At 45.4% G+C, this 26,975-nt stretch carries 26 protein-coding genes; 9 read left to right on the top strand and 17 right to left on the bottom strand.

Going from position 1 to position 26,975, the window contains the following annotated elements; all coding sequences use genetic code 11:
• The first annotated feature begins 122 nt into the window (after positions 1 to 122).
• From NSQ55_RS05275 to NSQ55_RS05295, 5 genes are all read left to right on the top strand, one after another.
• A complete protein-coding gene (locus tag NSQ55_RS05275; protein WP_038568963.1) occupies positions 123 to 1,100 on the top strand; it encodes a phosphate/phosphite/phosphonate ABC transporter substrate-binding protein in 978 nt (325 codons plus the stop codon).
• A gap of 129 nt (positions 1,101 to 1,229) precedes the next feature.
• On the top strand, positions 1,230 to 2,012 hold the full coding sequence (phnC, locus tag NSQ55_RS05280; protein WP_076187310.1) for a phosphonate ABC transporter ATP-binding protein: 783 nt from the start codon (positions 1,230 to 1,232) through the stop codon (positions 2,010 to 2,012).
• A 1-nt stretch (position 2,013) separates the two neighbouring features.
• Positions 2,014 to 2,805 carry a phosphonate ABC transporter, permease protein PhnE gene (phnE, locus tag NSQ55_RS05285; protein ID WP_036676482.1) on the top strand — a complete coding sequence of 264 codons (792 nt, stop codon included), beginning with the start codon at positions 2,014 to 2,016 and terminating at the stop codon, positions 2,803 to 2,805.
• On the top strand, positions 2,802 to 3,605 hold the full coding sequence (gene phnE / locus NSQ55_RS05290) for a phosphonate ABC transporter, permease protein PhnE (protein WP_036676480.1): 804 nt from the start codon (positions 2,802 to 2,804) through the stop codon (positions 3,603 to 3,605). The genes phnE (NSQ55_RS05285) and phnE (NSQ55_RS05290) overlap by 4 nt, the downstream gene beginning before the upstream one ends.
• Before the next feature lie 181 nt (positions 3,606 to 3,786).
• Positions 3,787 to 4,518 carry a ZIP family metal transporter gene (locus NSQ55_RS05295; protein WP_036676473.1) on the top strand — a complete coding sequence of 244 codons (732 nt, stop codon included), beginning with the start codon at positions 3,787 to 3,789 and terminating at the stop codon, positions 4,516 to 4,518.
• 100 nt (positions 4,519 to 4,618) lie between these two features.
• Here the strand turns inward: NSQ55_RS05295 and NSQ55_RS05300 are convergent, their stop codons facing one another.
• Both NSQ55_RS05300 and NSQ55_RS05305 read right to left on the bottom strand, forming a co-directional pair.
• Complete coding sequence (locus NSQ55_RS05300) at positions 4,619 to 5,611, bottom strand: aldo/keto reductase (protein ID WP_076187312.1); 993 nt, start codon at positions 5,609 to 5,611, stop codon at positions 4,619 to 4,621.
• Positions 5,612 to 5,702: 91 nt separating this feature from the next.
• Positions 5,703 to 6,551 carry an AraC family transcriptional regulator gene (locus NSQ55_RS05305; RefSeq protein WP_076130624.1) on the bottom strand — a complete coding sequence of 283 codons (849 nt, stop codon included), beginning with the start codon at positions 6,549 to 6,551 and terminating at the stop codon, positions 5,703 to 5,705.
• Positions 6,552 to 6,751: 200 nt separating this feature from the next.
• On the opposite strand from NSQ55_RS05305, the gene NSQ55_RS05310 reads away from it, so the two are divergent.
• The gene (locus tag NSQ55_RS05310) at positions 6,752 to 7,303 is read left to right on the top strand and encodes a general stress protein (protein WP_038568969.1); all 552 of its coding nucleotides are present in this window, start codon (positions 6,752 to 6,754) and stop codon (positions 7,301 to 7,303) included.
• Positions 7,304 to 7,392: 89 nt separating this feature from the next.
• On the opposite strand, the gene glpX is transcribed toward NSQ55_RS05310, so the two are convergent.
• The 4 genes from glpX to NSQ55_RS05330 all read right to left on the bottom strand — a co-directional run bounded on the left by glpX (position 7,393) and on the right by NSQ55_RS05330 (position 10,984).
• Entirely contained in the window at positions 7,393 to 8,388 is a 996-nt protein-coding gene (glpX, locus tag NSQ55_RS05315) for a class II fructose-bisphosphatase (protein WP_076187316.1), read from the bottom strand.
• 44 nt (positions 8,389 to 8,432) lie between these two features.
• Positions 8,433 to 9,233, bottom strand: coding sequence for a pyruvate, water dikinase regulatory protein (locus NSQ55_RS05320; protein WP_339174415.1), 801 nt, complete (start codon positions 9,231 to 9,233; stop codon positions 8,433 to 8,435).
• Between the two features lie 18 nt (positions 9,234 to 9,251).
• Complete coding sequence (locus NSQ55_RS05325) at positions 9,252 to 9,896, bottom strand: helix-turn-helix transcriptional regulator (protein ID WP_254857125.1); 645 nt, start codon at positions 9,894 to 9,896, stop codon at positions 9,252 to 9,254.
• Positions 9,897 to 10,051: 155 nt separating this feature from the next.
• On the bottom strand, positions 10,052 to 10,984 hold the full coding sequence (locus tag NSQ55_RS05330; RefSeq protein WP_076130627.1) for an EamA family transporter: 933 nt from the start codon (positions 10,982 to 10,984) through the stop codon (positions 10,052 to 10,054).
• A 169-nt stretch (positions 10,985 to 11,153) separates the two neighbouring features.
• Here NSQ55_RS05330 and NSQ55_RS05335 point away from each other — a divergent pair, with 169 nt between their 5' ends.
• Positions 11,154 to 12,563 (top strand): PLP-dependent aminotransferase family protein, encoded by a 1,410-nt coding sequence (locus tag NSQ55_RS05335; protein ID WP_339171771.1) that lies wholly within the window; start codon positions 11,154 to 11,156, stop codon positions 12,561 to 12,563.
• Between the two features lie 179 nt (positions 12,564 to 12,742).
• Positions 12,743 to 13,438 carry a hypothetical protein gene (locus tag NSQ55_RS05340; RefSeq protein ID WP_076187320.1) on the top strand — a complete coding sequence of 232 codons (696 nt, stop codon included), beginning with the start codon at positions 12,743 to 12,745 and terminating at the stop codon, positions 13,436 to 13,438.
• Between the two features lie 789 nt (positions 13,439 to 14,227).
• Here NSQ55_RS05340 and NSQ55_RS05345 read toward each other — a convergent pair.
• The 10 genes from NSQ55_RS05345 to NSQ55_RS05390 all read right to left on the bottom strand — a co-directional run bounded on the left by NSQ55_RS05345 (position 14,228) and on the right by NSQ55_RS05390 (position 23,377).
• Entirely contained in the window at positions 14,228 to 15,637 is a 1,410-nt protein-coding gene (locus NSQ55_RS05345) for a nucleoside recognition domain-containing protein (protein WP_076220490.1), read from the bottom strand.
• Entirely contained in the window at positions 15,615 to 16,346 is a 732-nt protein-coding gene (locus NSQ55_RS05350; protein ID WP_076130631.1) for a FeoB small GTPase domain-containing protein, read from the bottom strand. The genes NSQ55_RS05345 and NSQ55_RS05350 overlap by 23 nt, the downstream gene beginning before the upstream one ends.
• On the bottom strand, positions 16,343 to 16,597 hold the full coding sequence (locus NSQ55_RS05355) for a FeoA family protein (RefSeq protein WP_036679839.1): 255 nt from the start codon (positions 16,595 to 16,597) through the stop codon (positions 16,343 to 16,345). Before NSQ55_RS05355 ends, NSQ55_RS05350 begins: the two co-directional genes overlap by 4 nt.
• A gap of 226 nt (positions 16,598 to 16,823) precedes the next feature.
• A complete protein-coding gene (locus NSQ55_RS05360) occupies positions 16,824 to 17,282 on the bottom strand; it encodes an SRPBCC domain-containing protein (RefSeq protein ID WP_076104700.1) in 459 nt (152 codons plus the stop codon).
• Positions 17,283 to 17,387: 105 nt separating this feature from the next.
• A complete protein-coding gene (locus NSQ55_RS05365) occupies positions 17,388 to 18,344 on the bottom strand; it encodes a YafY family protein (protein WP_076187324.1) in 957 nt (318 codons plus the stop codon).
• A gap of 147 nt (positions 18,345 to 18,491) precedes the next feature.
• Positions 18,492 to 20,438 (bottom strand): ABC transporter permease, encoded by a 1,947-nt coding sequence (locus NSQ55_RS05370; RefSeq protein ID WP_076280459.1) that lies wholly within the window; start codon positions 20,436 to 20,438, stop codon positions 18,492 to 18,494.
• The gene (locus tag NSQ55_RS05375) at positions 20,413 to 21,183 is read right to left on the bottom strand and encodes an ABC transporter ATP-binding protein (protein WP_036679832.1); all 771 of its coding nucleotides are present in this window, start codon (positions 21,181 to 21,183) and stop codon (positions 20,413 to 20,415) included. Before NSQ55_RS05375 ends, NSQ55_RS05370 begins: the two co-directional genes overlap by 26 nt.
• Before the next feature lie 239 nt (positions 21,184 to 21,422).
• Positions 21,423 to 22,421 (bottom strand): sensor histidine kinase, encoded by a 999-nt coding sequence (locus tag NSQ55_RS05380; protein WP_339171781.1) that lies wholly within the window; start codon positions 22,419 to 22,421, stop codon positions 21,423 to 21,425.
• Positions 22,418 to 23,116 (bottom strand): response regulator transcription factor, encoded by a 699-nt coding sequence (locus NSQ55_RS05385; protein ID WP_339171784.1) that lies wholly within the window; start codon positions 23,114 to 23,116, stop codon positions 22,418 to 22,420. Before NSQ55_RS05385 ends, NSQ55_RS05380 begins: the two co-directional genes overlap by 4 nt.
• A gap of 75 nt (positions 23,117 to 23,191) precedes the next feature.
• Entirely contained in the window at positions 23,192 to 23,377 is a 186-nt protein-coding gene (locus tag NSQ55_RS05390; protein ID WP_339171787.1) for a hypothetical protein, read from the bottom strand.
• 1,041 nt (positions 23,378 to 24,418) lie between these two features.
• On the opposite strand from NSQ55_RS05390, the gene NSQ55_RS05395 reads away from it, so the two are divergent.
• Positions 24,419 to 25,324: a GNAT family N-acetyltransferase gene (locus tag NSQ55_RS05395; protein WP_339171790.1), complete on the top strand. Its 906-nt coding sequence runs from the start codon at positions 24,419 to 24,421 to the stop codon at positions 25,322 to 25,324.
• 310 nt (positions 25,325 to 25,634) lie between these two features.
• On the opposite strand, the gene NSQ55_RS05400 is transcribed toward NSQ55_RS05395, so the two are convergent.
• Positions 25,635 to 26,789 (bottom strand): phosphodiester glycosidase family protein, encoded by a 1,155-nt coding sequence (locus NSQ55_RS05400; protein ID WP_076219736.1) that lies wholly within the window; start codon positions 26,787 to 26,789, stop codon positions 25,635 to 25,637.
• Positions 26,790 to 26,975: the final 186 nt, after the last annotated feature.

Below are 26,975 nucleotides of genomic sequence, written 5' to 3' on the forward strand. Positions count from 1 at the left end.
CTTTAAGAGATTGGAATAAATTTTACATATATTTGATGCTTGGTTGCTATTGATTTAATAAAACACATCTATAGTTTAGAAGTACTCAAAAATAAAAATAGAAAACAGTGGAGGTCTTTCGTTTGAGAAAAATCAGTAAATTCGTATTGCCGCTAATGATGTCTATTACATTGCTTAGTGGTTGTGGCGCTAACAACACTACAAATAATGCAAACCAAGGATCGACGGACGGGGCAAATGCACCGAAGGAAACGGCAGCTCCTGTAGCAGAGGGTTATGTTCCAGAGAAGCTTACTGTACAATTTGTTCCTTCTCAAAATGCAGATACGCTCGAAGCTAAAGCGAAACCTCTTGAAAAATTACTGGGTGACAAGCTCGGTATTCCTGTAGAAGTAAGTGTCTCTACTGATTACAACACCGTTATCGAAGCTATGGCCTCTAAAAAAGTGGATGTAGGTTTCCTTCCTCCAACTGCTTACGTGTTAGCTAAAGAAAAAGGAGCAGCTGAGGTTATTCTTCAGGCTCAACGTTTTGGTGTAAATGATGAAACCGGTGGTCCAACAGATGAATTAGCGGATTTCTATAAATCTATGATTATCGTCAAGAAGGATTCTGCGATCAAATCGGTTGCCGATTTGAAAGGTAAAAAAATTGCCTATCAAAACGTTACATCCTCAGCAGGTTTTGTATGGCCGGCTGCAACACTAATGGATGCAGGACTTGATCCGCTGAAGGATGTACAAGCCATTACGGTTAAAGGTCATGATCAGGGCGTGCTTGCTGTGCTGAATGGTGACGTAGATGCAGCAGCTATTTTCCAAGATGCCCGGAACACGGTCGTTAAGGATTATCCAAAAGTGTTTGAAGATACTCAAGTTCTCGCCTTTACTGATAAAATTCCTAACGATACGATTTCGGTCCGTTCAGATATGAATAAAGAATGGATAGAAAAAATCCAGCAGGCATTCATTGATATCGCAGCTGACACAGAAGGCCATGAGATTATCAAAGACATTTACTCTCATGAAGGTTATGTGAAATCACAAGACAGCAACTTTGACATTGTTCGCGAATACAACAGTAAAGTAAAAACAGAGTAGAACAGGCCGTTCAAGGATACAACGATGTTGGTGTATAACAGGCATTAAGGATAGCCAGCTCCGGATTCCCCCCCGGATCTGGCTATCTCTTTTATACGAATATACGAAAACACATAAAGGGATGATTTCATGATAGAGCTTCGTAATGTATCCAAAACGTATCTAAACGGAACCAAAGGATTAAACAACATTAACCTGACCATTCCAGCCGGAGAATTTGTAGCTATTGTTGGTCTTTCGGGAGCAGGGAAGTCGACCTTGCTGCGTTCCATTAACCGGCTTCATGATATTTCCGAAGGTAATATTCTTATTAACGGGCAGTCCATCACGAATGCAAAAGGAAGCCGGCTACGAATGATCCGTAGGAATATCGGAATGATCTTTCAAAGCTTCAACTTAGTGAAACGTACGACGGTGCTTCGTAATGTTTTGGCAGGACGGGTGGGCTATCATTCCACACTGCGGACGATACTTGGCAGATTCCCACAAAAGGATATCGATTTAGCCTTCGAATCCCTTGATCGGGTAAATATCGCCGAGAAGGCCTATACACGTGCAGATCAGCTATCTGGAGGTCAGCAGCAACGTGTTGCTATTGCCCGTGTTCTTGCACAGGAGGCACAGATTATCCTCGCAGATGAACCTGTAGCTTCACTAGATCCGCTCACAACCAAGCAGGTTATGGATGATCTAAAGAAGATTAATATGGAACTCGGGATTACGACCATTGTGAATTTGCATTTTATTGATCTGGCTAGAGAATACGCTACCCGGATTATCGGGCTCCGGGCAGGAGAGGTTGTCTTCGATGGTCCTGTATCAGAGGCAACTGATGAGAGGTTTGCTGAGATTTACGGCAGACCGATTCATCAGGATGAGTTGTTGGGTGAGCCTGTAGTCGGAGGCGTGTGAGATGAGTGTAAATGCAGAGAAGCTACATCCCAAACCGCCAAGAAAGATAAAACATTATTTCACAGCCATTATATTAGTAGTATTACTGTGGAGAAGTGCTGTCTTAACCGATTCATCCTTCGGGGAGCTGATCTCCGGTCTGCCGAATATGCTTGATTTGCTTAAGGAAATGTTTCCCCCGAACTGGGGGTATTTTGACAACATTATAGATGCGATGCTGGAGACGATCCGGATGGCGCTGGTTGGCACAACGTTTGGTGCCATTCTTGCGGTTCCGGTTGCGCTGTTGTGTGCAAGCAATATTACGCAAAGCCGTTGGCTTCATTATCCGGTCCGTATGCTGCTGAACCTGATCCGTACGATTCCCGATCTGCTGTTGGCTTCTATCTTTGTGGCTATTTTCGGCCTCGGTGCGCTTCCTGGGATATTTGCATTGACGATATTTTCGTTGGGGCTGATCGCTAAGCTTACCTATGAAACGATGGAGACGATTGATCAAGGACCTTTGGAAGCAATGACTTCAGTGGGGGCTAATAAGATTCAACGCATTATGTTCGGAGTCATTCCACAGGTACAGGCTCATTTTATGTCTTATGTCCTATATGCCTTCGAGATTAATGTTCGTGCTGCGGCGGTTTTAGGTCTGGTAGGAGCGGGTGGGATCGGCCACTATTATGAAGTCACCCTAGGCTTTTTGGAATACGATAAGACTTGCACCATCATCTTGTTCACATTAGCAGTAGTACTGATTATTGATTATGTAAGCACTAAGCTGCGGGAGAAATTAATATGAGTAAATCATGGAATACCCTTGTCCCTAAACCCCGTAAAAATCGTTTTCGTTGGCTGATTTATGTAGCCCTAGCCGCGTTATATATTTGGGCTTTTTCGGGAGTGCCGTTTAATGGATTCAAAGAAACCGCCGGGATCATTACTAAAGCAATTTTTGCCGGGATATTCTCACCTGACTGGGCCTTCGTTTATTTACCAGATGGGGAGGATCTCCTGCGGGGATTGCTCGAGACGTTAGCTATTTCAATCCTAGGCACTTTTATCTCGACCTTTTTATGTATTCCTTTTGCATTTTGGGCTGCAGTTAACATGAGCAAGGGAAAGGTAATTTCAGGTTCCGGCAAGCTGATGTTGAGCTTTATACGAACCTTCCCTGAGATTATTATGGCTTTGTTATTTATCAAGGCTGTTGGACCGGGTTCTTTTGCAGGTGTGCTGGCTCTGGGACTACATTCGGTGGGCATGCTCGGCAAATTGTTCGCGGATGAGATTGAGAATATCGACAACGGTCCACTCGAAGCTTTAATTTCTTCTGGTGCCAGCCGCATGCAGGTATTGTGGTTTGCGGTGTTGCCGCAGGTGCTGCCGGGATTCTTATCCTATACCTTATATAGATTCGAAATTAACGTTCGTTCGGCTACGATTCTAGGTGTGATTGGAGCAGGGGGGATCGGCACACCGTTAATCTTCGCGCTCAGTTCACGGAATTGGGACCGCGTGGGGATTATACTGCTAGGTATCATTGCGATGATCACAATTATTGATTTGATTTCCGGCAAGATCCGGAAGAAGCTGGTGTAACCGAGTTGCATAATGATATGTGAGACAAAGACCTCCTTAGGGTATGAACCGAACCTAGGGGAGGTCTTTTATGATATGATCCATACTATATTGGACCATTCGAAAATGTATGAAAAAGTAATAATTATTTTTTCTGAAACATATGTTGGTCTATCCGACTTGTACCAAAGGAGTTGAAGGTTTGGAATCTGCGCTTATTGGCAGCTTTGTATCGGCAATGGCTACCGTTCTTGGAGCATTTCCGATCCTGTTCGTGAAGAGGTTATCCGAGAAGTGGAAAGATATCCTCGTAGCCTTCACTGCGGGGATTATGGTGTCCGCCTCCACGTTTGGACTCATGCCGCAATCGATCAAAGAATCGGGGATCATCGCTTTAACCTTGGGCTTGATTACCGGAGTGCTGCTGCTTGATTTAATTGAAAATAACATCCCGCATATCGATGTGGAGAATAAGCCCGGTTATACCAATATGGATTCAAAAGCGCTGCTTGTTATGATTGCGCTGTTCATCCACAACATACCAGAAGGCCTCAGTACAGGTTTCAGTTATGCCAGCGAACAGGCCAGTTTAGGTCCTACCGTGGCGATTGCCATTGGCGCACAGAATATGCCGGAAGGTTTGATTCTTGCGGTCTTTCTGATGAATTCGCGAACTAGCAAGCTAAAAGCCTTAGGAATCGTTACACTTACCGGCTTGATGGAGATGGTATCTGCGGTGATCGGGTATTTTACTGCCAGTTACCTGCATAATGTTGTGGGTTATGGTCTAGCTTTTGCAGCCGGGGCTATGCTCTTTATCGTCTACAAGGAGCTGATTCCGGAGAGTCATGGCCATGGTTATGAGCGGCCTTCGACGTATTCTTTTATTTTTGGATTATTGATCATGGTGTACATCACGCAGATATTTGGGTGAGCAAATAGAACTCTAATCTATAAAAAAGAAGACCAATGAAATGCCAGAGCAGCTTTAAGCTGCCTGACCTCATTGGTCTTTGTCTTGTTATAACTAAGCTTTATCCCCGCAGAATTGCCTCAATTTGCTCTAGTTCTTCAGCGCTAAGCTCTGGGGCATTTAAGGAAGCGACGGCATCTTCAATCTGGCTTACCTTACTTGCGCCGATCAATGCAGAAGTTACTTTGTCTCCACGGAGTACCCAAGATAACGCTAGCTGAGACATTTTTTGTCCACGTGCAGCAGCAATCTCGTTCAGTTTGCGAACCTTGCCGATCGCCTCTTCAGTAATGGCATTCTCAGACAGGAATACACTTGGGCCAGCGGCACGGGAATCAGGAGCGATTCCGTTTAGATAGCGATCGGTTAGTATGCCACCTTGTAGCGGGGAGAACACAATGGAGCCGATGCCTTCTTCAGACAATACATCCTGCAAGCCATCTTCAATCCAGCGGGACATCATGGAATAGTTTGGCTGATGAATCAGGCATGGCGTGCCAAGTCGACGCAGAATTTGTGCCGCTTCGCGTGTTTGTTCAGGTCCGTAATTCGAAATCCCGACATACAACGCTTTACCTTGGCGTACCACGAGGTCCAGCGCAGCCATGGTTTCTTCCAGTGGTGTATTTGGATCTGGGCGGTGGTGATAGAAAATATCAACATAATCCAGTCCCATACGTTTTAAGCTTTGATCTAGGCTGGAGACGAGATATTTTTTGGAGCCCCATTCACCATAAGGACCAGCCCACATATAATAACCAGCTTTAGTAGAGATAACCATCTCATCACGATAAGGGGTCAGATCCTTTTTAAGAATTTGGCCAAAACTTTCTTCGGCGGAGCCTGCGGGTGGACCGTAATTATTGGCAAGGTCAAAATGAGTGATTCCAAGATCAAAAGCTCTTCTTACCATGGCGCGGCCATTCTCAAATAAGTCGTTGCCGCCAAAGTTATGCCATAGACCAAGCGAGATCGCTGGCAGGAGTAGACCGCTCTTTCCGGTGCGATTATATTTCATATTGTCATATCTGGTAGCGCTTGCGTTATACATGATTTATTCCTCCTATAAACACTTATTACTTAGTACGTTACGTCCTTATTGTAGCGAAAGATCGCGGACAAACGTATGTCAGCAAGGAAGAAGTTTATAGTACAATGTCATTTTCGAGATGACGGCTACGGTATTCTTTTGGCGAACAACCTTTCACCTTCTTGAACATCCGTGAAAAGAGTAAGGGGTCCTGATAGCCCACAGAACGTGAGATTTCACCAATCGTGCATAAGGTCTCTGTCAGCAGCTCGCACGCCTTAGCGATGCGGAAATTTAATAAATACTGCTGGGGTGGCATACCTATTGTCCGTTTGAACAAGGAGGATAAATATTTGCGATCCAGCTTGAGCGAAGAGGACATCATCTCAACCGAAATATTTTCACAATAATGTGTATGCAAAAAGTGCAGGCATTGCTCGACGTAAATACTCTTTTGACGTGGTAAAGGAAGTACATCTGGAACTGCTGGCACCGCTCGAAGTAACAGAGAAAAGAACTCATACATAATTGCTTTTAGAGGTAGATCCAGACTGTCCGAAGCTTCAGCTGCTTGTGTCAGGAGCTCGTATAAATTCGGCATAAGCTGCTCATCCATTGGAAAGATCGGGTGCTCAGGTGACAAGGCGGTTTTGGCCAAAATATAATCAACCTGCTCCCCGGTAAAAGCTACCCAAGAATAGGCCCATGGATTTGCTATGTCTGCTGTGTAGGCAGTTACGATATGCGGATAGGTGAGAAAAGCTTGTCCTGGCTTAAGATAATGGGTCTGTTCACCCACAGTAACTTCACCTGTTCCTGCATGGATAAAATGTATTTTATATACGTCACGAACCCCAGGCCCAAAAAAATGCCCGGGAAGACACTGCTCCCGCCCCCAGTAATGGAGATGCAGGTCGGGATTGCCTCGGAAGGGACGCTCAGAATTATAGTTAAATATCGCCATGGATGATTCCTTCTCTTTCTTCTATAGAGTTAATCAAGGTAGTTGTACCCGCTTACTTTTATTATACAGCATATTTTAGAAGGAATATTAACTCGGAATTGCAGACAATTCAAAGATCGTAGTTTATCCCTGTCCAGTTTGGTTAAGTAAGCTATGAAGCTGAACGTATGAGCTAACTACATCAATAGGAGGTAATGGAGATGAATAAGAGAATAGTGGGTGTCTTTGCTGCCGAATACGAAGCTTCGCGAGCTATTGAGGAGTTGAAGCGTCAGGGCTGTAGGACAGAGGATATTTCGATTATCGCGAGAAATAAAGCGGATGAGGAAACTCTTAGAGACGAGTCGGGAACCGTGGCCCCGGAAGGTATGGCTACAGGTGCAGCTACTGGTGGTCTGCTGGGTGGAGTAACAGGGCTGCTGATGGGAATTGGCGCTTTGGCTATTCCTGGTATTGGACCTATTATTGCAGCCGGACCTCTTGCGGCAACGCTTGCCGGAGCGGCGATAGGCGCAGGCAGTGGCGGGTTAGTCGGCGGGCTTATTGGCCTTGGCATCCCTGAAGAGGAAGCAGAGAGCTACGATAATTACGTGGATGAAGGTCATATTCTAGTAATGGTGGATGTGGAAGGCGAGCAGAAGGAGCAAGAAGTGAAACAAATCTTTGCAAAGTATAACAGCCTGAACGCAGAACGCTTTGAGAAAGTTGCTAATATAGATCCATTAGCGAGTGAACGTATTGGAAATAAATAAGAAGCAATTAGCATTCAGTGTAAAAAAACAAAACAGGTTATCTCACTAGCAAAGGATACTGCTAGTGAGATAGCCTGTTTTTTGTGGTTTTATAGAGAGACAGCATTTTGCCTAACGGTTAGCGCAGTCGGTATTTCTTTTCCTGGCAGGAAATGAATGCTGCGGATATAGCGGATCGTCCCGCTCTGTGCCCGCATAATTACCGAATGTGTCTCCGCGCGTTCTTTACCGATGAAACGGACGCCGTTCAGGAACTCACCTGACGTTACACCCGTGGCGGCAAAGAGGACGTCGCCCGTGCCAACCATGTCTTCCATGTATAGCACTCGCGTTGGATTGGCAATTCCCATGCGTACACAGCGCTGTAGCTCTACTGGTCCATCCGGGAGCAATCTGCCCTGCATTTCACCACCAAGGCATTTCAGTGCAGCGGCAGCAAGAACACCTTCGGGTGCTCCACCGGAACCCATATATAAATCGACATCGCTGTCTGGCAGTGCAGCCGCAATAGCGCCAGCGACATCTCCGTGACCAAGCAGCTTAATTCGTACCCCGGCTTCACGCAGGCTATTAATCAGCTGCTCATGCCGTTTACGATCCAGCACCATTACGGTTAACTCGGAGAGGGATTTGCCAGTGTAATGGCAGGCTTTTTGCAGAGTGATCTCTACAGGGTCCTCGAGTCTAAGCTTACCGGCAAGCTCGGGCCCGCAGGCTAACTTCTCCATATAAATGTCCGGGGCATGCAGCAGGCTGCCTTTATCTGCTATAGCAATAACAGATTGCGCATTATGCAGGCCGCAGGCAACAACCTCAGTTCCTTCGAGAGGATCGACGGCTACATCGACAGCGGGACCTTTTTGGTTCCCGACTTTCTCACCAATATAGAGCATTGGAGCATCATCCATCTCTCCTTCACCTATCACAACAGTTCCGTCGATGGACACAGAATCGAACATGGAACGGATCGCAGTCGTGGCTGCATCATCTGCCGCATTTTTATCGCCCCGCCCAATCCAACGAGCCGAGGATAAAGCACCTAGTTCAGTTACCCGTACAATCTCAAGGGCCAGTTCGCGCTCCATTCTAATTCCCTCCAGTGCATTCTATATATTTTGTAAACTGAAATTTAGATATAACCCATAATAATACCAGCGGTTTCTTCTATAGCCTTGTCGGTAATATCAATTACAGGACAGCCCAGCTTGTTGAACAATGAAGCGGCGTATTCCATCTCTTCGGTGATCCGCTCCAGACTTGCATATTGGGAGCCTGTCGGTAATCCGAGAACCTTAAGCCGCTCAGAGCGGACCTTCAGCATGTACTCGGGTTTCATGGTTAATCCGATAAGCCGGTTCGGCGGCAAGCTTAATAGTTCTTGCGGAAGACCAATCTCCGGGATAATTGGATAGTTAACGACTTTTTTTCCTCTATGGGCCAAAAAGATGCTAAGCGGTGTCTTTGAAGTACGGGACATGCCCAGCAGAACGATATCGGCTTTGAGCATGGCGCCCAGATCACGGCCGTCATCACAGGCGACGGTGAATTCTATAGCTTCTATGCGGCGGAAATAATTCTCGTCTAGCTGGTGGAGAAGACCTGGCCGCTGCTGAGGAGCATCGTCGAAGGTATCAATGAAGGCCTGCATCATAGGGCCCATGATATCAACGATCCGCAAATCAAGACGTACCGCTTCCTCGCGGATCATTTCTCTTAATTCTGGCTGCACTAATGTATAGGCGACAAAACCTTGATGCTGAGCTGCTTCTTCCATAAGCTTGCGTAGCTCGTCTTCATGCCTAATATTGCCGTATCTTTTAATGGTGACCTGCTGATTCTGAAATTGGTGAATAACGGCCTGCACGACAGCCTCTGCCGTATCTCCTATAGAATCCGAGCATATCGTTATTAAGTTGGAAGATTGCTCGATGCTCATGGGTTCCTCCTGTTATCCTTTGGCTTCAAGTTCGAGGAGTAGTTTGATGATGGAGGTTTTTGTTAAACGTCCTACCACATCCAGTTTTGTAGCGCCGTCTTCAGCGGCGCTGGGAACAACCACCGGCAAACTGTCTACCTCGTGAAAAATCATCTTATGTGCAGCTTCAAGCACCGGTTCATCCGGTGAAGTTGTGACCACTTTGGGCTGGCGCGTCATTACCATGCTTACGGGCATGGAGACTGCACCGGGGTTGCCCAAGGTTACCTTTAGGAAATCCTTACGTGAAGCAACGCCCGTGAGTTTACCCTCTTCGTCACAAATAATAAGAGTGCCTACATCCTGTAGAAAAAGCGTAACTACGGCATCTTGAATAGTTGTGGTCTCGCGGATAACTATAGGTACACTTTGAATTTCTTTGACCATCGTTTCCTGCAGCAGATAACCGCTTCCCTGACGACTGGATGATTTCAATCCTGGGAAGTACCCGACCTTCGGCTTGGCGTCGATATATTTGAGCATAACCAAAACAGACAGATCCGAGCGAATTGTAGGCCGGGTAAGGTTCAAACTTTCGGCAATCTGTTCGCCGGTAATCGGAGCTCTTTTGTTAACGATATCGATAATCTCTATTTGACGTGATGTCAGTTCGATCACAATTCCCTCCACTTCCGATAAAAAAGGCATTCCTCTTTAGAAGAGAAGCGCCGTTAAGCGAATCCTCCTTTCATATATGAGTCATATTTAGCTGTGTTTAATTTAACTTGTTTATATAATACGCAATAGTGGTCATAAATGCAATATATAGTACGTCATATATTTGATTTTTTTAACGCAACAGTGTTGATCTTCTTTTTTTGCAGTAATTGCTTTAGAGCATCAGCATTCACTAGGATTGTTCCGGCAATGATGGTGAACACTCCGAGAATCGTAATCCAAGATACGGACTCCTTGTAAAAGAAAAAGCCTACACCCACCGCAATCGGTGGAGAAATATAAAGCCAGGTAGAAGGAAACACTGGGTTGGTCTTAGCTACGAGCCAGTAGAACAAGGTATGGCCGACCATGGAGCCGATAACTGTGAGATAGAGCAGTGAACCTGCTGTTTCGAATGAGAAGAGAAATGCAGGATGTACTTTTTCCGTGGCAAAAGAAAGAATGAATAACAGCGCACCGCCATACATCATTTGAGCCGCATTCAGCGCAATCGGTGAGACCTCAGGCATACTGTTAATTACTTTTTTGGAGTAAATCGCACCTACAGCATAGCAACACTCTCCAATTAGGACTACGGCGCAACCGATGAGCCACAGTGGTGAAATATCAACGGCGAGATTGGGGAGAACCAGCAGCAGTACGCCAGTGAAGCCGATGATGCAGCCATATAGGGAGATGGCGGGTGCTTTTTGCCGAAGAATAGAGGTTTGGAGCAGCAGGATCATGATCGGTCCAGTGGCAGAGAGTACAGCTGCAAGCCCTGAAGAAACATATTGTTCAGCCCAGTAGAGACCCGCGAAGGTGCCGAAGGTTAGAGCAGACCCGGTGAACAACATTTCTTTGCGCAACAGCAAGGAGAAGCTGGCTTTACGTTTCCAGACCATCCATAGGAATAGAACAGCGCCCGCGACAAAAAATCTTAAGCCCGCTGAAAAGAAAGGAGGCGCACCGGCATCTACACCGATTTTGATAGCTAGAAAGGTCGTGCCGAAGATCAGACATACAAGTGCATAAGCAAATAAGATCATTTTGAAAAGTCCCCTTTTGTGTGCTTTATAAAATATAAGAATTTATAAGCTGGCATTTTGTTAATCATATAGGGGAGAGGACAGAACAGATTGCCTTGTGTAGAACAGATTAATTCAGAAATCGTGTACAATATGATTACAAGGTTGTTCGGAGAGGAGTTGTAGCCAGATGAAAAAGGTTGTGGGAGCGGAGCATAATCATCCTTTGTTTCGGCAGGTCTATGAATTTCTATTAAATCGCATGGAGCGAGGGGAGTGGGTCGCACATGATAAGCTTCCTTCTATACGGCTGCTGGCGGAGGAGCTTAAGGTACATCGACTGACCGTATTCAAAGCGTACAGACGGTTGACGGAGGATGGAAAGGTTTATGTAAAAGATAAATCAGGATATTACGTGGCACCCATAATCTCGCTTCCTGCTATTGAAGTAGGAGCCGAAGTATCGGCTTATGCGCTCACTAATCCGCTGTCTGATATTCAGAGAGTGCCAGTTAAGTATCAGTTCTCGCAGGCGCTGATTGATCCGGGGCTGCTGCCGAATCTTTTTCTATCTGACTATGTCAAAAAAGTGTTCGATCTATATCCCAAGGTAATGGGAACGTATGCCTCGGTCCAGGGGGATAACGAGCTGCGTGAGACGTTAAGCCACCACTTTCGGAAGCAACATCGGCTGCAGTTAACTTCGGAAGAGCTGCTTATTACCTCGGGTGCGCAGCAGGCGATCAATCTGATTGCCCGGATTGTGCTTGGTCCTCTGGATACGGTGCTTGTGGAGCGGCCTACTTATAGTGTTGCTATGGATATTTTTCGCCGGGAGGGGGCACGGTTGGTCCCGGTAGAGATCACTCCGGAGGGATATGATCTGGAGGAAGTAGAAGCTTTGATGAAAAAGCATAAGCCGCGTATGTTCTACATTAATCCAACGCATCACAATCCAACTGGATACACGGTGCCTGTGCAACAGCGCAAGCTGTTGGTAGAACTGGCCGAACGTTATCGCTGTTTACTGGTGGAGGATGACCCGTTCCGCGATATGTATTTTGATGAGGAGCCGCCGCCGCCCTTTTTTGCTTATGATACGGAGGGGTGGGTGATCTATATCAGCAGCTTCAGTAAATATGTAGCCCCTGGCTTACGAATCTGTGCGGTGGCCTGCCGATATCCATTTATGGAACGTCTAATCACGGCCAAATCACTCGCGGACAATGGCACTCCGCTGCTGAATCAAAAAATATTTCTACATTACTACACCTCCCCACGCTTGCAACAGCATCTGGGTAAGCTGCGCATTGCACTTCAAGTGCATAAGGAAATTGTAGAAGAGGAGCTGGCGGGGACTGGCTGGGAATGGACGACTCCGCAAGGCGGATTAAATCTATGGGTGAAACTACCGGAGCATCTTACGATGGATCGCCTGTTTGCTTCAAGTATGGCGCAGTCGATCGCTTTTGTTCCTGGGAAGTTATTTGATCCACTGGGGGAAATGAAGTCAAGGCTTCGCCTAAGTTATTCCTTTGCAAGCGAAGGGGTGCTGCGCGAAGGAATACAGCGTTTGATTGGGATCGCGCACAGTTTGTGAGTGGTACAGCAGGTATGGGGGATTAATGAAGAGGATATGAGGAGTTAAAGAAGATTAGGGTAATTAAAGAAGAGGATTAGAGGAATTGCTACCGGATAAACTTGTATCACTTATTTGGGAATTCCTGTAACACTTTCCACGTTTGCTCCGTCTGTAAGGTAAAGAAGGGGGTTATCAAAGTGCGAAAGATCAATTTCCGAAAGTTCAATTTCCGAAGTCCAATGATGATATTTCTAGGTGTCCTATTAATATTTACGGCTTTGCTGACGGTGAGGCCCTCAGTCACTTATGCATGTTCCTGTGTTATGCCTGCGGAGCCACTGGAAGCTCTTGAGAAAAGTACAGCTGTCTTTGTCGGGAAAGTAGTGGACATGAAGGAGCCGTCACAGGGGAACATAATTTCTTCTGCTGATCCAGTAAAGGTAACCTTTGAGGTGGATTCCAGCTGGAAAGGGGTCGAGGGAAACCAAGTTACATTGACTACGGCTTTATCTTCTGCAAGCTGCGGCTTTGAGTTTGTGGAAGGGGAAAGTTACATTGTCTATGCTTATGCTAGAGACGGCGGAGACTCTGGTAATCTGGAGGCTAGTTTATGCAGTCGAACTAAGCGGCTAACCGCTGACTCAGTGGATCTAAAAGAGCTGGGACCGGGTATTTCGCCTACAACGCCTACCGCTTCTCCGGAGGTAACCCCGAATAATTCACCGGAGTCAGGAGCTGGGAGTAATGAGCCTGATCAAACGGGGAACCCCGCTGGGGACAGTGATTCCTTTCCACTTGTTAATGTGGGGATTAGTGGAATAATTATCGTTCTAGCAGCTATAGCTGGGGCTGTTCTATACCGTCGTAGAAATGATGGAACGCGCAAAAAATGACTCTAACTGTAGAGTCAAGTCATGTAATGTAATGGTGGGATCAAGTTAGGACGTAAGAGTATATAAGGGGTTGTGATAAAATAAGCGGTCGCTCGGGATAAACATCCGAGCGACCGCTTATTTGTTTGAGAAGACCTTGAGTAACTGGTGTTGGGCTGTGTTGGTGGACCAGTGGTGGAGTATGTTGGTGGGCGAAAAGGTACTGATGCTAATGCTGGTGTGTGCTGAAGGGCGGCGTAGGTCTAGAGTTGGTATGTGTGGAAGGGCGATGCAGGTCTAGTGCTGGTGCTGGTGCTGGTGCTGGTGCTCAAGTGTAGCTCGGAATCATCTAGAATCAATAATTAGGGAAATCCTCCCTGATTTTATCGTGTTTTACTCATTATTAGCGATAATTGGGGAATTGCTCCCTAAAATTCTGCGGAAATTGCCTTTTTTGCCTATAATCGGCTAATTATTAGGGAGAAATTCCGCAAAAAGTTTAATATGTGCTTATAAAGTTCGATTATTAGGGAGGGAGAAATTCCGCAATAAGTTTAACGCGCGCCAATAAAGTTCGAATTTGAGGGAGAATCTCCTTAAATATCAGTTCAAGGAGGGCAGAATTTTGTGAAGCAAGTTGAACTTTAGATGTTGTAAGGTAAAGTAAGGTGAATTCCGTGTAGCAAGGTTAATTTGGGTGATGTGATTAAGGTGAATTTAGTGAGTTAATGATGAATTTTTGCGATGTAAGTTGAAATCAGTTGAAGTGAGTTGTGAAGTCACTTGAGTTTAGATCGCAAGCCTACCTCGTCACACCCACCCAAATAACCGGGCAAGCTGAGCGACAGCAAAGGTTACTCCGATGGCGATACCCAGCGGAATGACTGCTGAGAGAACGGCCCATTTCATGCTTTTTGTTTCCTTGTAAATGTTCACGAGTGTCGTACCACAAGGATAGTGGAGCAGGGAGAACAGCATCATGTTGAGTGCGGTCAGCCAGGTCCAGCCATGTGAGAGAAAGACATCTTTGATACTGCCTAAGCTGTCGATATCAACCATAGCGCCTGAGGACATATAGCCCATAAGCAGGATAGGCAATACGATTTCATTCGCAGGAAGTCCAAGAATAAAGGCCATGATGATAAAGCCATCCATGCCAAGCAAATGTGCGAACGGATCAAAGAATGCAGCCATATGATTCAGTACAGAATCGCCGCCAATAAACAGATTGCCTAGAATCCAAGTGATAATCCCGGCAGGGGCAGCAACGACGATAGCCCGAGTAAGTACGTTAAGGGACTTATCTTTGGAGGAAATAAGTATGGTCTTCCAGATTTGTGGACGGCGGTAGGGAGGAAGCTCCAATGTGTAATGTGTGGGAACCCCACGCAGCGCAGTTTTGGACATGACCCAGGAAACGGTTAAGGTAACAATGATGCCGATTAGAACCATTCCCATTAGGACGGAGGCAGTGGTGAATGTACGAAGCGCGCCTGTCGTAGCGGCTCCTGCCATAAATAAGGAAGACAATAAAATCAGCGTGGGCCAGCGGCCGTTGCAAGGGACAAAATTGTTGGTCAGTATAGCCAGCATTCGTTCACGCGGCGATTCGATGATTCGTGTGGAGAGGATAGCGGCCGCGTTACAGCCGAAGCCCATGGACATGGTTAAAGCTTGCTTGCCATGACCACCTGATTTTTTGAACAGTCGGTCCATGTTAAAAGCAACGCGTGGCAGATACCCGAAATTCTCAAGCAGAGCGAATACGGGGAAAAAGATCATCATCGGTGGCAGCATGACACTGATTACCCATGAGGTGCCTCGATACAAGCCAAGCACAAGCACGCCGTGCAGCCAAGCTGGGGCATGGAGAGCCTCAAATCCCGCTGTCAGATATCCTTCGATGAAGCCAAAGAAGGAAGCGAGCCAGCTAGAAGGGTAGTTAGCCCCGGCAATCGTAATCCAGAATACGACACCGAGAATGGCGAGCATGATGGGAAAACCCCAAATTTTGGAGGTCACGATATTATCCAGCTTGTAAGTGCTGTTCAGTTTCTTCTTATCCCGATAAGTAACTGCATCTCCGCAGATGCCTGCGGATACGCCATATATACCACTGACAATCTCATCCCGAATGGCTCCGCCGTCAGCGAGCTTTTTTGCGGTGGACAATAGGGAATCTAGAGCGTCAGATCCCTTAGTGATAGGCAGTGACTCCATGGCCGATGACCTCCTTTGCTTCGGGTAAATCCTTGCTTTTCATATGCTCTTTAAGTGAAGTAAGCAGGCTGTCATCACCGTCCAATAAGCGCAGTGCAATCCAGCGAGCGGGATATTTGGTACCGATGGTTTGCTCTACCAATGGTGTAAGCTCGGCAATTCCCCGTTCGATCTCTTCGTTGTAACTAATCCGCAGCGGCTGCGCTGTGAATGAGCCTGTAGCCACTCGCTCCACTTGATCCAATAAGGCATCGATCCCTATTTTATTGCGTGCCGATATCGCAACGACGGGTACGCCGAGACGTTTGGAGATACTCTTCAGGTTGATGTCGATGCCCAGCTTACGTGCTTCATCAATGAGGTTGATGCAGACAACCGCCCGTCCGGTAATCTCCAGCACTTGCAAGGCAAGATTGAGATTACGTTCCAGCGAAGTAGCGTCAAGCACTACAAGTGTCACGTCTGGCTGTTCAAAAATAATATAATCTCTAGCCGCTTCTTCATCCGCGGAATTTGAGTATAGGGAGTACGTTCCTGGTAAATCTACCGCGAGGTATGAATGGTTATTGTGTTTGAATTCGCCTTCGGCAGTAATGACGGTTTTACCTGCCCAGTTTCCAGTATGCTGTCGCATGCCGGTTAGCAGGTTGAATAGTGTACTTTTTCCGGTGTTAGGGTTGCCTGCAAAAGCGACGGTGAACTGACTCATGCTTCTACACCTCCAATTAATTCTCCGAATATTAAAGAACTTTCTTCTCTACGCAGTGCAATGGTCGTATTGCTTACCCGAAAAGCTATAGGATCTCCTAATGGACTACGCCGCAACACCTCTACGATATTCCCGACTACGAACCCGAGGTCCAGTAATCTTCTTCTAAGCACTCCTTGAACTTCAATGTCGCTGATGCGCAGCGTGCTACCCTTTGCAGCCTCTGATAAAGGAATAGTTGTTCCAGTCATGAGATCCCTTCTTTCATTTATATTTTTACCGCCTACGGTTTTTATTTTGTGTATTAGAACATTTCTTGTAGTCTGGCACAACATTAGTATATGGCAACAACTTTGTCCCTGCAACAAGAATGTTTCCCTTAGGCAAAATAAAATTAAGCAAAAAAAGCCCCTGACGAAAGAGGGCTTGTACGCTCTTTTCCGCAGGGTTGAGCTTAATTCCTAATTAACATAAAAATTACGACCAGCTGCCAAAATCAAGTGTACGTCCGGTCTCGACCAAGGTTTTAATATTACTCAGAACCTGCCACCAGGCGTTGATACTGCCAGCATATGAAGGATCATCAGGATGCCATTCATCGTGGATAAGCGTAAGCTTAGTAGTTCCACCCACCGGTTCAAGCAGCCAAGATATACGCGATTCATATCTTTCTGTACCCTTATGATAGGAGGGGCCGACCTTATGCGTGAAACGAAACGCTTTTTGTGGAGTGAACTCCAGCAGAGTCCCATATACATGTATCGTTTCATCGCCATCTGCACCGGGACCAACATATTCAAGCAATTCACCTTCTTTAAAAGTTGATTGGATTACGCTCCCGTAGTAAATCTGTTTAGTACCTTCGGGAGAGATCAAAGTCTCCCATACCTGCTCAGGTGTTCCGCCAATATAAAATTCATAGTGAAGTTCTTTCATTCCTTATTCCTCCTTGGTTTGTACAATCATTTATTCCCTTAGACTTATTTACACTATACAAAAGGATCACTGACAACTACGGTCAGTGATCCTAAAATAATCATTTTAAGTCTTATAATAAGCTGCCAGATCGGTAGCTATAGCGGACAGCTTTTGTTTCAGAGCTAAAGGCTCTAGGATTCGTAGTGTTGATCCATAAGGCAACAAGAAGTAAGGCGCATAAGTCAGTAAGGAGGTCTCATCGACTTGAAAACGGGCTTGTCCGTCAATGCGCTGGACCAGCGTATGTCCAAACAGCCAATGACTGCATAGATCGTTCAGGATTCCTTCATCGGCGGCGATGACTACTGCTATGAGTTTCTCTGGAGTATTTGGTGTGGGCAGCAAGCTTTTTAATAAAAAATCCCGTGCAGAGAAGTCAGCAGGACGGGCAAACAGAGCTTCTGTGCGGTGCAGTTCAGTTATTCTATCGACTCGGAAAGACCGAATTTCTTGCCTCTGATGGCAATAAGCAACGGTGTACCATTGCCCTTTCCACAGGACAAGTCCATAAGGATCAATAGCGCGGGAAGAAATCGTCTCCCCGTTTCCCTTCCGATATTCCATCTGGAGGGTATGTCCGTTCGCCGTCGCTAATTCAAGCTCTTGCAGTAGTTGGGGAAGCGGCGCAGCAGGGGAGTGGATGGTTTCTATCCCGCACTCATGACGCTCCATCTGTTCTAATTGCTGCGCATTGCTGTATCGTTTCAGTTTGGCGATTGCTTGATCTAGAGCTTCTACATAAGGATATCCAGTTCCCCGCGCAAAGGAGGCGGCTTGCAGGAGGGAACGTTGTTCGTCGGAGTCAAAGAATAACGGGACCTCGGAAAAATGCTCCGGAAGGCTATAGCCACCACCAGGTCCACTATCCGCGATAATGGGTACGCCACTGATGCATAACGCGTCGATGTAACGATAGACAGAGCGGACACTGATCTCTAGCGCTTCTGCTAGTTCCCCGGCGGTTCTTCCCCGTTGCTTGAGCATCCAGAGAATGGATATCATGTGATCAGCCTTGGACATAAATCAGGAACCTCCTTGCTTCATTAATTAGTAATAGTTCACTAACTATAGCAAATTGCCTATTGATCAGCTAGAGAACCTTTTGGTGCTGCCATAAGTTCCAAGCCGCGAAGTACATCCAGGGTTACGATTCTTTTCGACATATCGTTACACCATTATTTTCTTGAGACTATGAATGTAACGTGATCTCGCAATAAGGAAATAGATAGTTTGCACAACCAGAAATACAGCAGATGTAGTAAGGACGGGCACAGTTACATTTGTGATATTAATCTGTTTCAGTATCGGGCGTATCACGACAAGGGTCTGAATGGTGGCAATAATAATCGGAATATAGAAAAGCACAGAAATCTGTTTGGTAGCAGAAGCTGACATTTCTTTAGTACTTAAACCGATTTTGGACAAAGCATTATACATTTGCTTATCTGTGTTGAGCTCAGTATGAAGTTTAAAAAAGAGAAAGCTGGCCGATGAAAGCGAGAAGATCAGTGCGATAAAAATCCCTATAAAGCTAAGCATGGCGGCCCCTTGTTTGGTCGATAGATAGCTGTCTGCTCGCGATCCCAGTATAGAGCTGTATTGATGGTTAGCCTTGTTAGCGGCTTTATTCCATTGGATAAGGTCTCTGGTGACAACAGCTTCAGCTGAGCTGTCATTAGGTGTAGGACCGTCCCATGCAGGGATTTTGTATAGATATTTCACATAAGGTCTCGTGTACTTCTCTGTTGAATTAGAAATCTTATGATATAAGTTGTCATCTACGATTAGAAGTGAGGTGGCCATTGGATCTACTGGATGTACCTTTGGTGTTCGTAATTCTTTTAACATCAGTTCCTCATCTTTTTGAACCTTCAAATGAATCGCTCGATTAGCAGCATAATTCTGTGAATCCATATGTGGGTTCAGCAGTAATACAGATTCTTTTTCAGACAAGGGTCCAACCTCGGACACATCCATCTGTAAGCCCAGTTGATTGAACTGTGAGCGGGAGATCAGATCAATTCCAAGTATTATTTCCTTATCGATTCCTTGAATGGAAGCAGAGATTAGATCTACTTTATTCTCTGTATACTCGACTTTAGCATTCTTTAATTTAGTGTGAATGGGCTCTAAATCTGGTGTTTCATCCTTCGGATCATAAATCGTATAACTCACAGCGAATGGGGATTTTTTATAGAGGTCTGAGTTCGCTTGATTAATCGATAAAAGAATTCCCGAAGCCATACAGGCAAGCGAGGTAACCACAGTTACAAGGAACAGCATTCTTGCATTGTCTTTAATCTTATAACTCATCTCGGAAATCCACAGCAGATTGGTTCCGCGCCATAACCGTTTGCGTCTTAGTTTTAGTAGGCGAATGCCCAATACAGATAACTGAGAGTAGAAAAAGTAGGTTCCAGCGATACCTGTGACAGCGGCGACTAACAGTGAGGACGGGGACAATTGCTTCCGAATCGCGAGAGCGCCGACGGTCAACAGTAGAAGCCCAAAGAGCGAGAACAACAAGGAGACACGGGGTTCTTTTTTAGGTTTAACATTTCCCTTAAGCAGTTCAAGAACTTGATGTTTACGAATGAACAATAATGTGAAGATCGAAATGACTAGAAATAATGAAATGAAAGAGATAGAAGTAATCATTAACGCCTTCATTGGCCAATAAAAGGGCAGTGGCTCCATGCCCATAATTGTCGTGCTTAGCAGCAAGAATAACTTGGATAAAAGCATGCCGAAAGACACACCTGTTACTATAGAGAGCAGTCCGATCAGCATGTTTTCTATAAGAATCAGCTTGTTGATCTGGCCAGGGCGTGCGCCTAAAATCATCAGTATGCCGAACTCCAGATTACGCATTTTCAGAAACGCACTAATCGAATATAGTACGAAAAAGAACGCAAAGATAAACACAATGTAAGAAGCAATTTGCATGCCGGAGGCTGAATTCGCACCCAGCGCGATGTTGGTAATACTAGGGTGATAAATAAAGACTGAATAAGAGAAAAAGATCATGACCATAAAAGCACTGCTTAAGAAAAAAGCAAAATAAGCGCGCGAATTACGGCGTACGTTATTAAACGCGAATTGAGGAAAGTTCATGACTATTCCCTCCCCAGAACGAAAGTGTATCGATAATCTTTTGGAAGAAGGCCTGACGGTTATCTCCCCGGTGAATTTCCGCTGCTAGTTTGCCGTCTTTTATAAAAACAATTCGGTTGCAGTAGCTCGCTGCCAGTGGATCATGTGTTACGAGCATTAGCGTGGTGCCTTCTTTGTGGTTAATATCCTCCAGCGATTCCATCACCATCCGCGAAGAATTGGAGTCAAGCGCACCCGTAGGCTCATCGGCCAATATAATCGAAGGAGAGGTGATGATCGCCCGGGCAATTGCGGTCCGCTGACGTTGTCCCCCTGAAATTTCATAGGTGCGTTTGCTCAGAATATCGGTAATGTTTAAGCGTTCAGCGACTCTTTGAAGCAAGATCTCCATCTGTGAGAGCTTACGGTTATCCAAAGTCAGGGGCAGCACAATATTTTCGGCGACGGTTAACGTCTCAAGCAGGTTGAAGTCCTGAAACACAAAGCCTAGCTGTTTTCGGCGAAAGTGGGCGAGCTCTTTTTTATTCAAAAGATAAGGGTTGCTGCCATTGATATTCACTTCGCCAGAGGACGGCTGGTCGATTGTGGATACCATATTGAGCAGTGTTGTTTTACCGCTACCAGACGGTCCCATAATTCCGACAAATTCACCTTTTTCAATATTAAGATGAATATCGGTGAGGGCTTGGGTCACTATTTTGCCGGGGTATACCTTATGAAGTCCTTTGACTTCCAATACGTTCATATCATTCATTCCTTCCAATACAAAAATGATTTCATCCGCCTTATTCGGGGAATGGGTTATGTATATAATTTATAAGATCGAGAGATTAGCTGCTATGGATTTACCTTAAGGTTTCCTTACAGAGACGTTAAGGTTATGTTCGCCTTTCTCCTTGTGGAGAATGGGTTGAGAGATAAGTAGCCTATAAAGAAGAAGGAGGCTTCAAAGCCATGAATAATGACGACGAAGTCCCCTCAATATTATTTCTGTAGATGATCACTGTTGCTAAAAATAAGTCGCACGCGGGTTCCTTCCCCGAGCCGGGACTGAATATCCACCTTGTGTTCGAGCCTGTTGCAAATCTCCCGGACGAGATACAGTCCCATCCCCGTCGATTCATGATAATGTCGTCCGCGGTCACCCGTAAAGTAGGGATTAAAGACCCGCTTCAGATCCTCAGGAGAAATGCCGATCCCTTGATCGGTAATATCCAGAATCGTGTCGGTGCCTACACGCTGAGCTGAGAGGGTAACGGTCTTGCCAGTACCGGAGGTATAGTTTACGGCATTGGTTAAGATTTGGGCCAGCATAAACATTAACCATTTAGCATCGCTATATACCGCGAGATTGGCATCCACCTGTACATCTACTTTTATACCCCGGCGTATGAATAGTCTGCGATTTTCGGCTACCGCCTCACTAACGGTTTTGCGCAGAAGTAACGGTTCAACTTGAAAATCATTTTCAAATCGGTCAAGTCTTGAAGTGTAGATAACCATCTCCAGCCCTCTGCGCAGACGTTCCAGTTCCTCCTGAATACTTGCGGCAGCCTCCTCTTCAAGATCCTTTAGCGTAAGCTGAATTACAGAGAGCGGGGTCTTCATTTGATGAACCCAGCGATTCATGAATACGATATGCTGATCCATCTGGCGCGCATGCGCATTCACTTGCTCCTGATACTGGCGGTCAATCAGCTGCAATAACTCATGGATAGCTTCTGAAAGAGGAGTGTCTCCTAAGGAAACAAGATGTTTTTGGAGCCTGTCCATAGGTTCGCTTAATGCTGCATACAATCTCCGGTGCTGAACGTATCGGTAGCCTAGATATAGCAGTAGAACTACGGTACTCAAGGCGATTCCATAAAGCATGATAGAGATCGGTCTGTTCTCACCAGACAGCCAATACAGCAAAGGGATAAGCAGCATCTGAAGCAGATAGAATAGGATCAGTGAGATCTGGTCTCTCCAAAAAAGCCTCATGGCGTATCCTTAGAAACATTAAGCCGATAGCCAGCGCCTCTTACGGTTTCCACAATGTCGCCAAGACCGAGATCCTTGAGCTTTTTGCGGACACGGGTTATGTAGACATTTAATGTATTGTCATCTATGAAATGCTGATCCTTCCACATGAGATCGAGCAGACGCTCCCGGTTAACCACTCGTCCTTCCTTAAGCAGTAAAGCTTCCAGTAGAACCGCTTCCTTCTGGGTTAGCTCACTCGTGTGCCCGTCGTAGTGGATCATATATCGTTCAGGATAGAGGATTAAACCTCCAGATTGGAGTTTATTCTCTTCTTGAGTCTGTGAGTATGAACCGTATGCTCTACGTATGTGGCTGCGGATTTTGGCAAGTACAACCTCATAGTGAAAAGGCTTAGTGATATAATCGTCCCCGCCATTCTCAAGCGCCATCACCTGATCCATTCCACTATCCCGTGCAGAAATGAACAGAATCGGGCAGAGTGAGAGGGTACGAATCTGGCGGCACCAGTAGAACCCATCGTATTTAGGCAGATTGACGTCCAGTAAGATAAGGTCAGCCGAGCTTTCATTAAAAGTCTCCAGTACCCTGTTGAAATCTTCTACAATAATTGTATGGAACCCATATTTCGATAGGTACGTGCTCAGCAAGCTTGCCAGCTTGGCATCGTCCTCTATGATTAGAATCGTCTCCATATTTTCACTCCTTTGTTCAGTTATACAGTAACATGGACAAGGAAAATTATGCAAAAAGAGTACTCTTATTCGTGGTCAACGTAAGAATCTAGCTAGACTTACCGAAGGGGAATTTGGCTGATCTAAGCCTAGCTGATCTAGCTCTAGCTGACCTAGCTGTAGCTGGCCTAGCTCTAGCTGATCTAGCTTTAGCTGATCTAGCTCTAAGCAATCCAGATTTCGCTCAAGCGGATTATCCAGACTTAATTGCACTTTGTACACTTATTTCTGCGTAGATAGTCCCTAGAAGCCGTTTAGTTGCACTTCGTGCAGCTAAAAAGGGTGAATTCGGTGCAATTAAAGGAAAACCGGAAATTTAACTGCACGAAATACAACTAAACTAACTTTTGAAGGAGCATTCTGAGGAATAGTTGCACTAAATGCAGTTAACGGATGCGTGGAGCTCATAATTATCGCGCCATTTAGTTGCACTTCGTGCAGCTAAAAAGGGTGAATCTAGTGGAATTAAAGGAAAACCAGAAATTTAACTGCACGAAATACAACTAACTATTTTTTTAAGTAACATTCTGAGGAAATAGTTGCACTAAATGCAGTTAACGGATGCGTGGAGCTCATAATTATCGCTTGAAAAAGCTTGATCAGTGACTATTTCCTCCGGAAAAAGATCGCCCACTCCAAAACTTACTCTAATTGCACTTTGTACACTTATTTCTGCGTAGTTGGTCATTATAAGCCATTTAATTGCACTTCGTGCAACTATAAAGGGTGAATCTAGTGGAATTAAAGGAAAACCGGAAATTTAACTGCACGAAATACAACTAACTATCTTTTTAAGTAACTTTCTGAGGAATAGTTGCACTAAATGCAGTTAACGGATGCGTGGAGCTCATAATTATCGCTTGAAAAAGCTTGATCAGTGACTATTTCCTCCGGAAGAAGATCGCCCACTCCAAAACTTTCTCTAATTGCACTTTGTACACTTATTTCTCCGTAAATAGTCCCTAGAATCCATTTAATTGCACTCTGTGCAACTAAAAAGGGTGAATTCGGTGCAATTAAAGGAAAACCAGAAATTTAACTGCACGAAATACAACTAACTATCTTTTGAAGGAGCATTCTGAGGAAATAGTTGCACTAAATGCAGTTAACGGATGCGTGGAGCGCATAATTTTCACTCAAGAAATGTTTGTTTTGTGAACGTACGGATCATATTCGGTAGTATAAAATAATAATAACTAATTATGATATATGCTTCATTTTTACATCTCCCTTAATATGAAATTAAAGAGAGGGGCGTGGAAAATGAACATTAATTTTAGAAGCTACCGTTCTGAAGATCTGCTAAAGGTACGTCATTTTCTTATACAAAGTTACAGTAAGCTAAAGACTCCAAATACCTGGCTTATAGACCGCTGGGAATTTGTTATTTTTTTTCAGGAGACGAGAAGTGGAACGCTGGAGCAGTGGGAACAAAAAGTGGGCTTATGGGAGTATGACAATGGAGAGCTTGCAGCTGTAGTGTGCAGGGACGATGGGTTCTATTTTCAGTGTGCTGAGATGAATCCTCCGGAAAAATTACTTGAAGAAATGTTTGCTTTTGCTGAACAAAAAGCTGAGGAAGAGAACGGTGGTTACGTAGAGCTGTATGTGCCAATACCGGAGAATATGACCTCTGCGGCGGAGGTTGCTCGTAAGAGGGGGTATCATCAAACGGGTGGTAAGGAAAGCGTAAACTCCTTGCGATTGGATAAGGAATTTCCTGTGGAGCTCCCCTCTGGCTTTAGAATATGCAGCGGAGATGAGATCGAGGTTACTGCAAAAGCGCTCGGACATATCATGGCCTTCGACTATGCAGAAACGGCGGAGGCAGAGCTCACGCTGCTACATTATGGGAATATGAGTAACGCTCCAAGCTATAATCCGCAGCTCGATCTTAGCGTTGTGAATGACGCGGGCGAAGTGGTTTCCTTTTGTAATATTTTTTGGGACAGCAGCAATAGAATTGGTGCTCTGGAGCCTGTAGGCACATCCATTAATTATCGAAAGCTGGGACTGGGACGGGCGGTTCTACACGAAGGATTTAACCGTTTAAAACAACTCGGAGCTAGTAAAGTTTACGTAGGTTCGATGCAGCCTTTCTACGAGAAATTGGGCTTTACTACAGAAGTTTGGTTGCAGGTGTGGGAATATTCAGGTCACACGGATTAAGTTGCACCGGCTGCCCCTAACATTGGATCTGTCAGCAGTATCTAAACTGGCAACGTTTTATGAAAAATCCCCTTGATGGGTAAGTCATCAAGGGGATTTTTGGGTTTGAGCTCGGCAATCATATGCTGCACAGTAATCTCATACGTCGCACAGCAATCATACCGCCATAGCAATTATGCGCTGCAAACTGCCTCTGATTGCACTTTGTACAATAGAATCGTATATTCTTAGTAGCCGAAGCCGAGCAGTAGCTGAGCCGAGCCAAATCACAAAGCTCAGCACTCGCAACTAGCCGTCTGGCCCAGAGATTTTATTGATATTTGACTACAATTGCATTGCTGATCTGACGCCCAGGGGACGTAAGATATTTGCCGTTGTAGTAGAGCCCGCTGGATGCACCACCATCCAGATTCATGGCTTGATACGCTCCAGCTTGCTTCATCATTTCTGCCAGCTGTGGGATGGTGGCTCCACCAGTGGTCAGTAGAATGAGCTTATGGTCGCGTGTTAATCCGAGCGCGCTGCGGGCTCCGCCGCCGGTTAAGATTTTTGGATCTTTGAAGCCTTCTGCCGCGACATTTAGGGATACCTTGCCGTTCACAAGAAGACGCGGGCCGGCTTGAAGAGCTCCTTCCATAGAACCGGAAGCGAAGCGGCTTGTGAATTCCAGCCCAGGAATCAGTGACGCCAGATGGTTGCTGTCATAGGTAAAAATCGTCCGGCGATCCCCGGAGCTATTTTTAAGCATTTTTCCGCCGCTGACAATGTACCCGTATGGAGCTTTGTATGCTCCTTTTGTATAGGCATCAAAAAATGTTCCGTTAATCGCAACTACGGCATTATTACGTTTAGCCAGACTGCTTAGGTCCTCCACTTTTCCGACCGTATTTCCAGCCAGTACGACATCAAGTTTCACCTTAGGATGCAGCAGGGACACTGTAACCGTCTGGGCTTTGAAGGATCTGCCGCCAACTTTGAAGGTTTTACTAGCGCTGACAACTGGTGAAGAATCCGCTTTGATTAGTGCGCCGGACTGTACAGGAACAGTGGTTGCAATATCATTACTCTTAAGGGTTAATGAAGAGGCTTCCTTATCCCAAGTTAATTGAATGCCAAGCGTTGTGCTGATAAAAGACAACGGGATATATACCGTGCCATTATCACTGAAAGCAAGATCAGTTAGTGTAACCGACTTTTCATTGACGAGCGCAGCGGTTTGACCTAATGTAAGCGTTATGGTGGTGTCTGCATTCGTAATGCTTATACGTTTTTCGTTAGGATTCCATACAGACTGTATACCAGTGAAGCTATTTAAGAGACGCAGTGGTATGTATGAATGGTTATTCTTGTCCACATAGACGGTGTTTTTAGGAACTGGTGTTGCACCAACAGTGGATGGGCAAGTGGCGACAAGCGGAACGAGCAGTAAGAAGGTAAGAAACAGAGTGGACCCTAGCTTTTTCATCATAAACAATTACTCCTTATCTTGTAGCTGTTGTAAAAAACGACAAGGTTTATTATACCTCATGTTCAAAAACTTGGATAACCTTTATTTTTAAATGTTCATAGGGTGAATCTGATAGAATATAGATTATATTATTTATATTAGCACTGAAATTGCACTGAGATTAGCACTATAACTAGCACCATA

The sequence above is a fragment of the Paenibacillus sp. FSL H7-0943 genome (genome assembly GCF_037963265.1).
Lineage (GTDB): Bacteria > Bacillota > Bacilli > Paenibacillales > Paenibacillaceae > Paenibacillus_AQ > Paenibacillus_AQ odorifer.

Coding starts and splice junctions, on each gene's coding strand:
- phnC (WP_076187310.1), top strand. CDS start 1,230: ATGATAGAGCTTCGTAATGTATCCAAAACGTATCTAAACGGAACCAAA.
- phnE (WP_036676482.1), top strand. CDS start 2,014: ATGAGTGTAAATGCAGAGAAGCTACATCCCAAACCGCCAAGAAAGATA.
- phnE (WP_036676480.1), top strand. CDS start 2,802: ATGAGTAAATCATGGAATACCCTTGTCCCTAAACCCCGTAAAAATCGT.
- NSQ55_RS05305 (WP_076130624.1), bottom strand. CDS start 6,551: ATGGCGATATTTAACTATAATTCTGAGCGTCCCTTCCGAGGCAATCCC.
- NSQ55_RS05310 (WP_038568969.1), top strand. CDS start 6,752: ATGAATAAGAGAATAGTGGGTGTCTTTGCTGCCGAATACGAAGCTTCG.
- glpX (WP_076187316.1), bottom strand. CDS start 8,388: ATGGAGCGCGAACTGGCCCTTGAGATTGTACGGGTAACTGAACTAGGT.
- NSQ55_RS05330 (WP_076130627.1), bottom strand. CDS start 10,984: ATGATCTTATTTGCTTATGCACTTGTATGTCTGATCTTCGGCACGACC.
- NSQ55_RS05335 (WP_339171771.1), top strand. CDS start 11,154: ATGAAAAAGGTTGTGGGAGCGGAGCATAATCATCCTTTGTTTCGGCAG.
- NSQ55_RS05345 (WP_076220490.1), bottom strand. CDS start 15,637: ATGGAGTCACTGCCTATCACTAAGGGATCTGACGCTCTAGATTCCCTA.
- NSQ55_RS05350 (WP_076130631.1), bottom strand. CDS start 16,346: ATGAGTCAGTTCACCGTCGCTTTTGCAGGCAACCCTAACACCGGAAAA.
- NSQ55_RS05355 (WP_036679839.1), bottom strand. CDS start 16,597: ATGACTGGAACAACTATTCCTTTATCAGAGGCTGCAAAGGGTAGCACG.
- NSQ55_RS05360 (WP_076104700.1), bottom strand. CDS start 17,282: ATGAAAGAACTTCACTATGAATTTTATATTGGCGGAACACCTGAGCAG.
- NSQ55_RS05365 (WP_076187324.1), bottom strand. CDS start 18,344: ATGTCCAAGGCTGATCACATGATATCCATTCTCTGGATGCTCAAGCAA.
- NSQ55_RS05370 (WP_076280459.1), bottom strand. CDS start 20,438: ATGAACTTTCCTCAATTCGCGTTTAATAACGTACGCCGTAATTCGCGC.
- NSQ55_RS05375 (WP_036679832.1), bottom strand. CDS start 21,183: ATGAACGTATTGGAAGTCAAAGGACTTCATAAGGTATACCCCGGCAAA.
- NSQ55_RS05380 (WP_339171781.1), bottom strand. CDS start 22,421: ATGAGGCTTTTTTGGAGAGACCAGATCTCACTGATCCTATTCTATCTG.
- NSQ55_RS05385 (WP_339171784.1), bottom strand. CDS start 23,116: ATGGAGACGATTCTAATCATAGAGGACGATGCCAAGCTGGCAAGCTTG.
- NSQ55_RS05395 (WP_339171790.1), top strand. CDS start 24,419: ATGAACATTAATTTTAGAAGCTACCGTTCTGAAGATCTGCTAAAGGTA.
- NSQ55_RS05400 (WP_076219736.1), bottom strand. CDS start 26,789: ATGAAAAAGCTAGGGTCCACTCTGTTTCTTACCTTCTTACTGCTCGTT.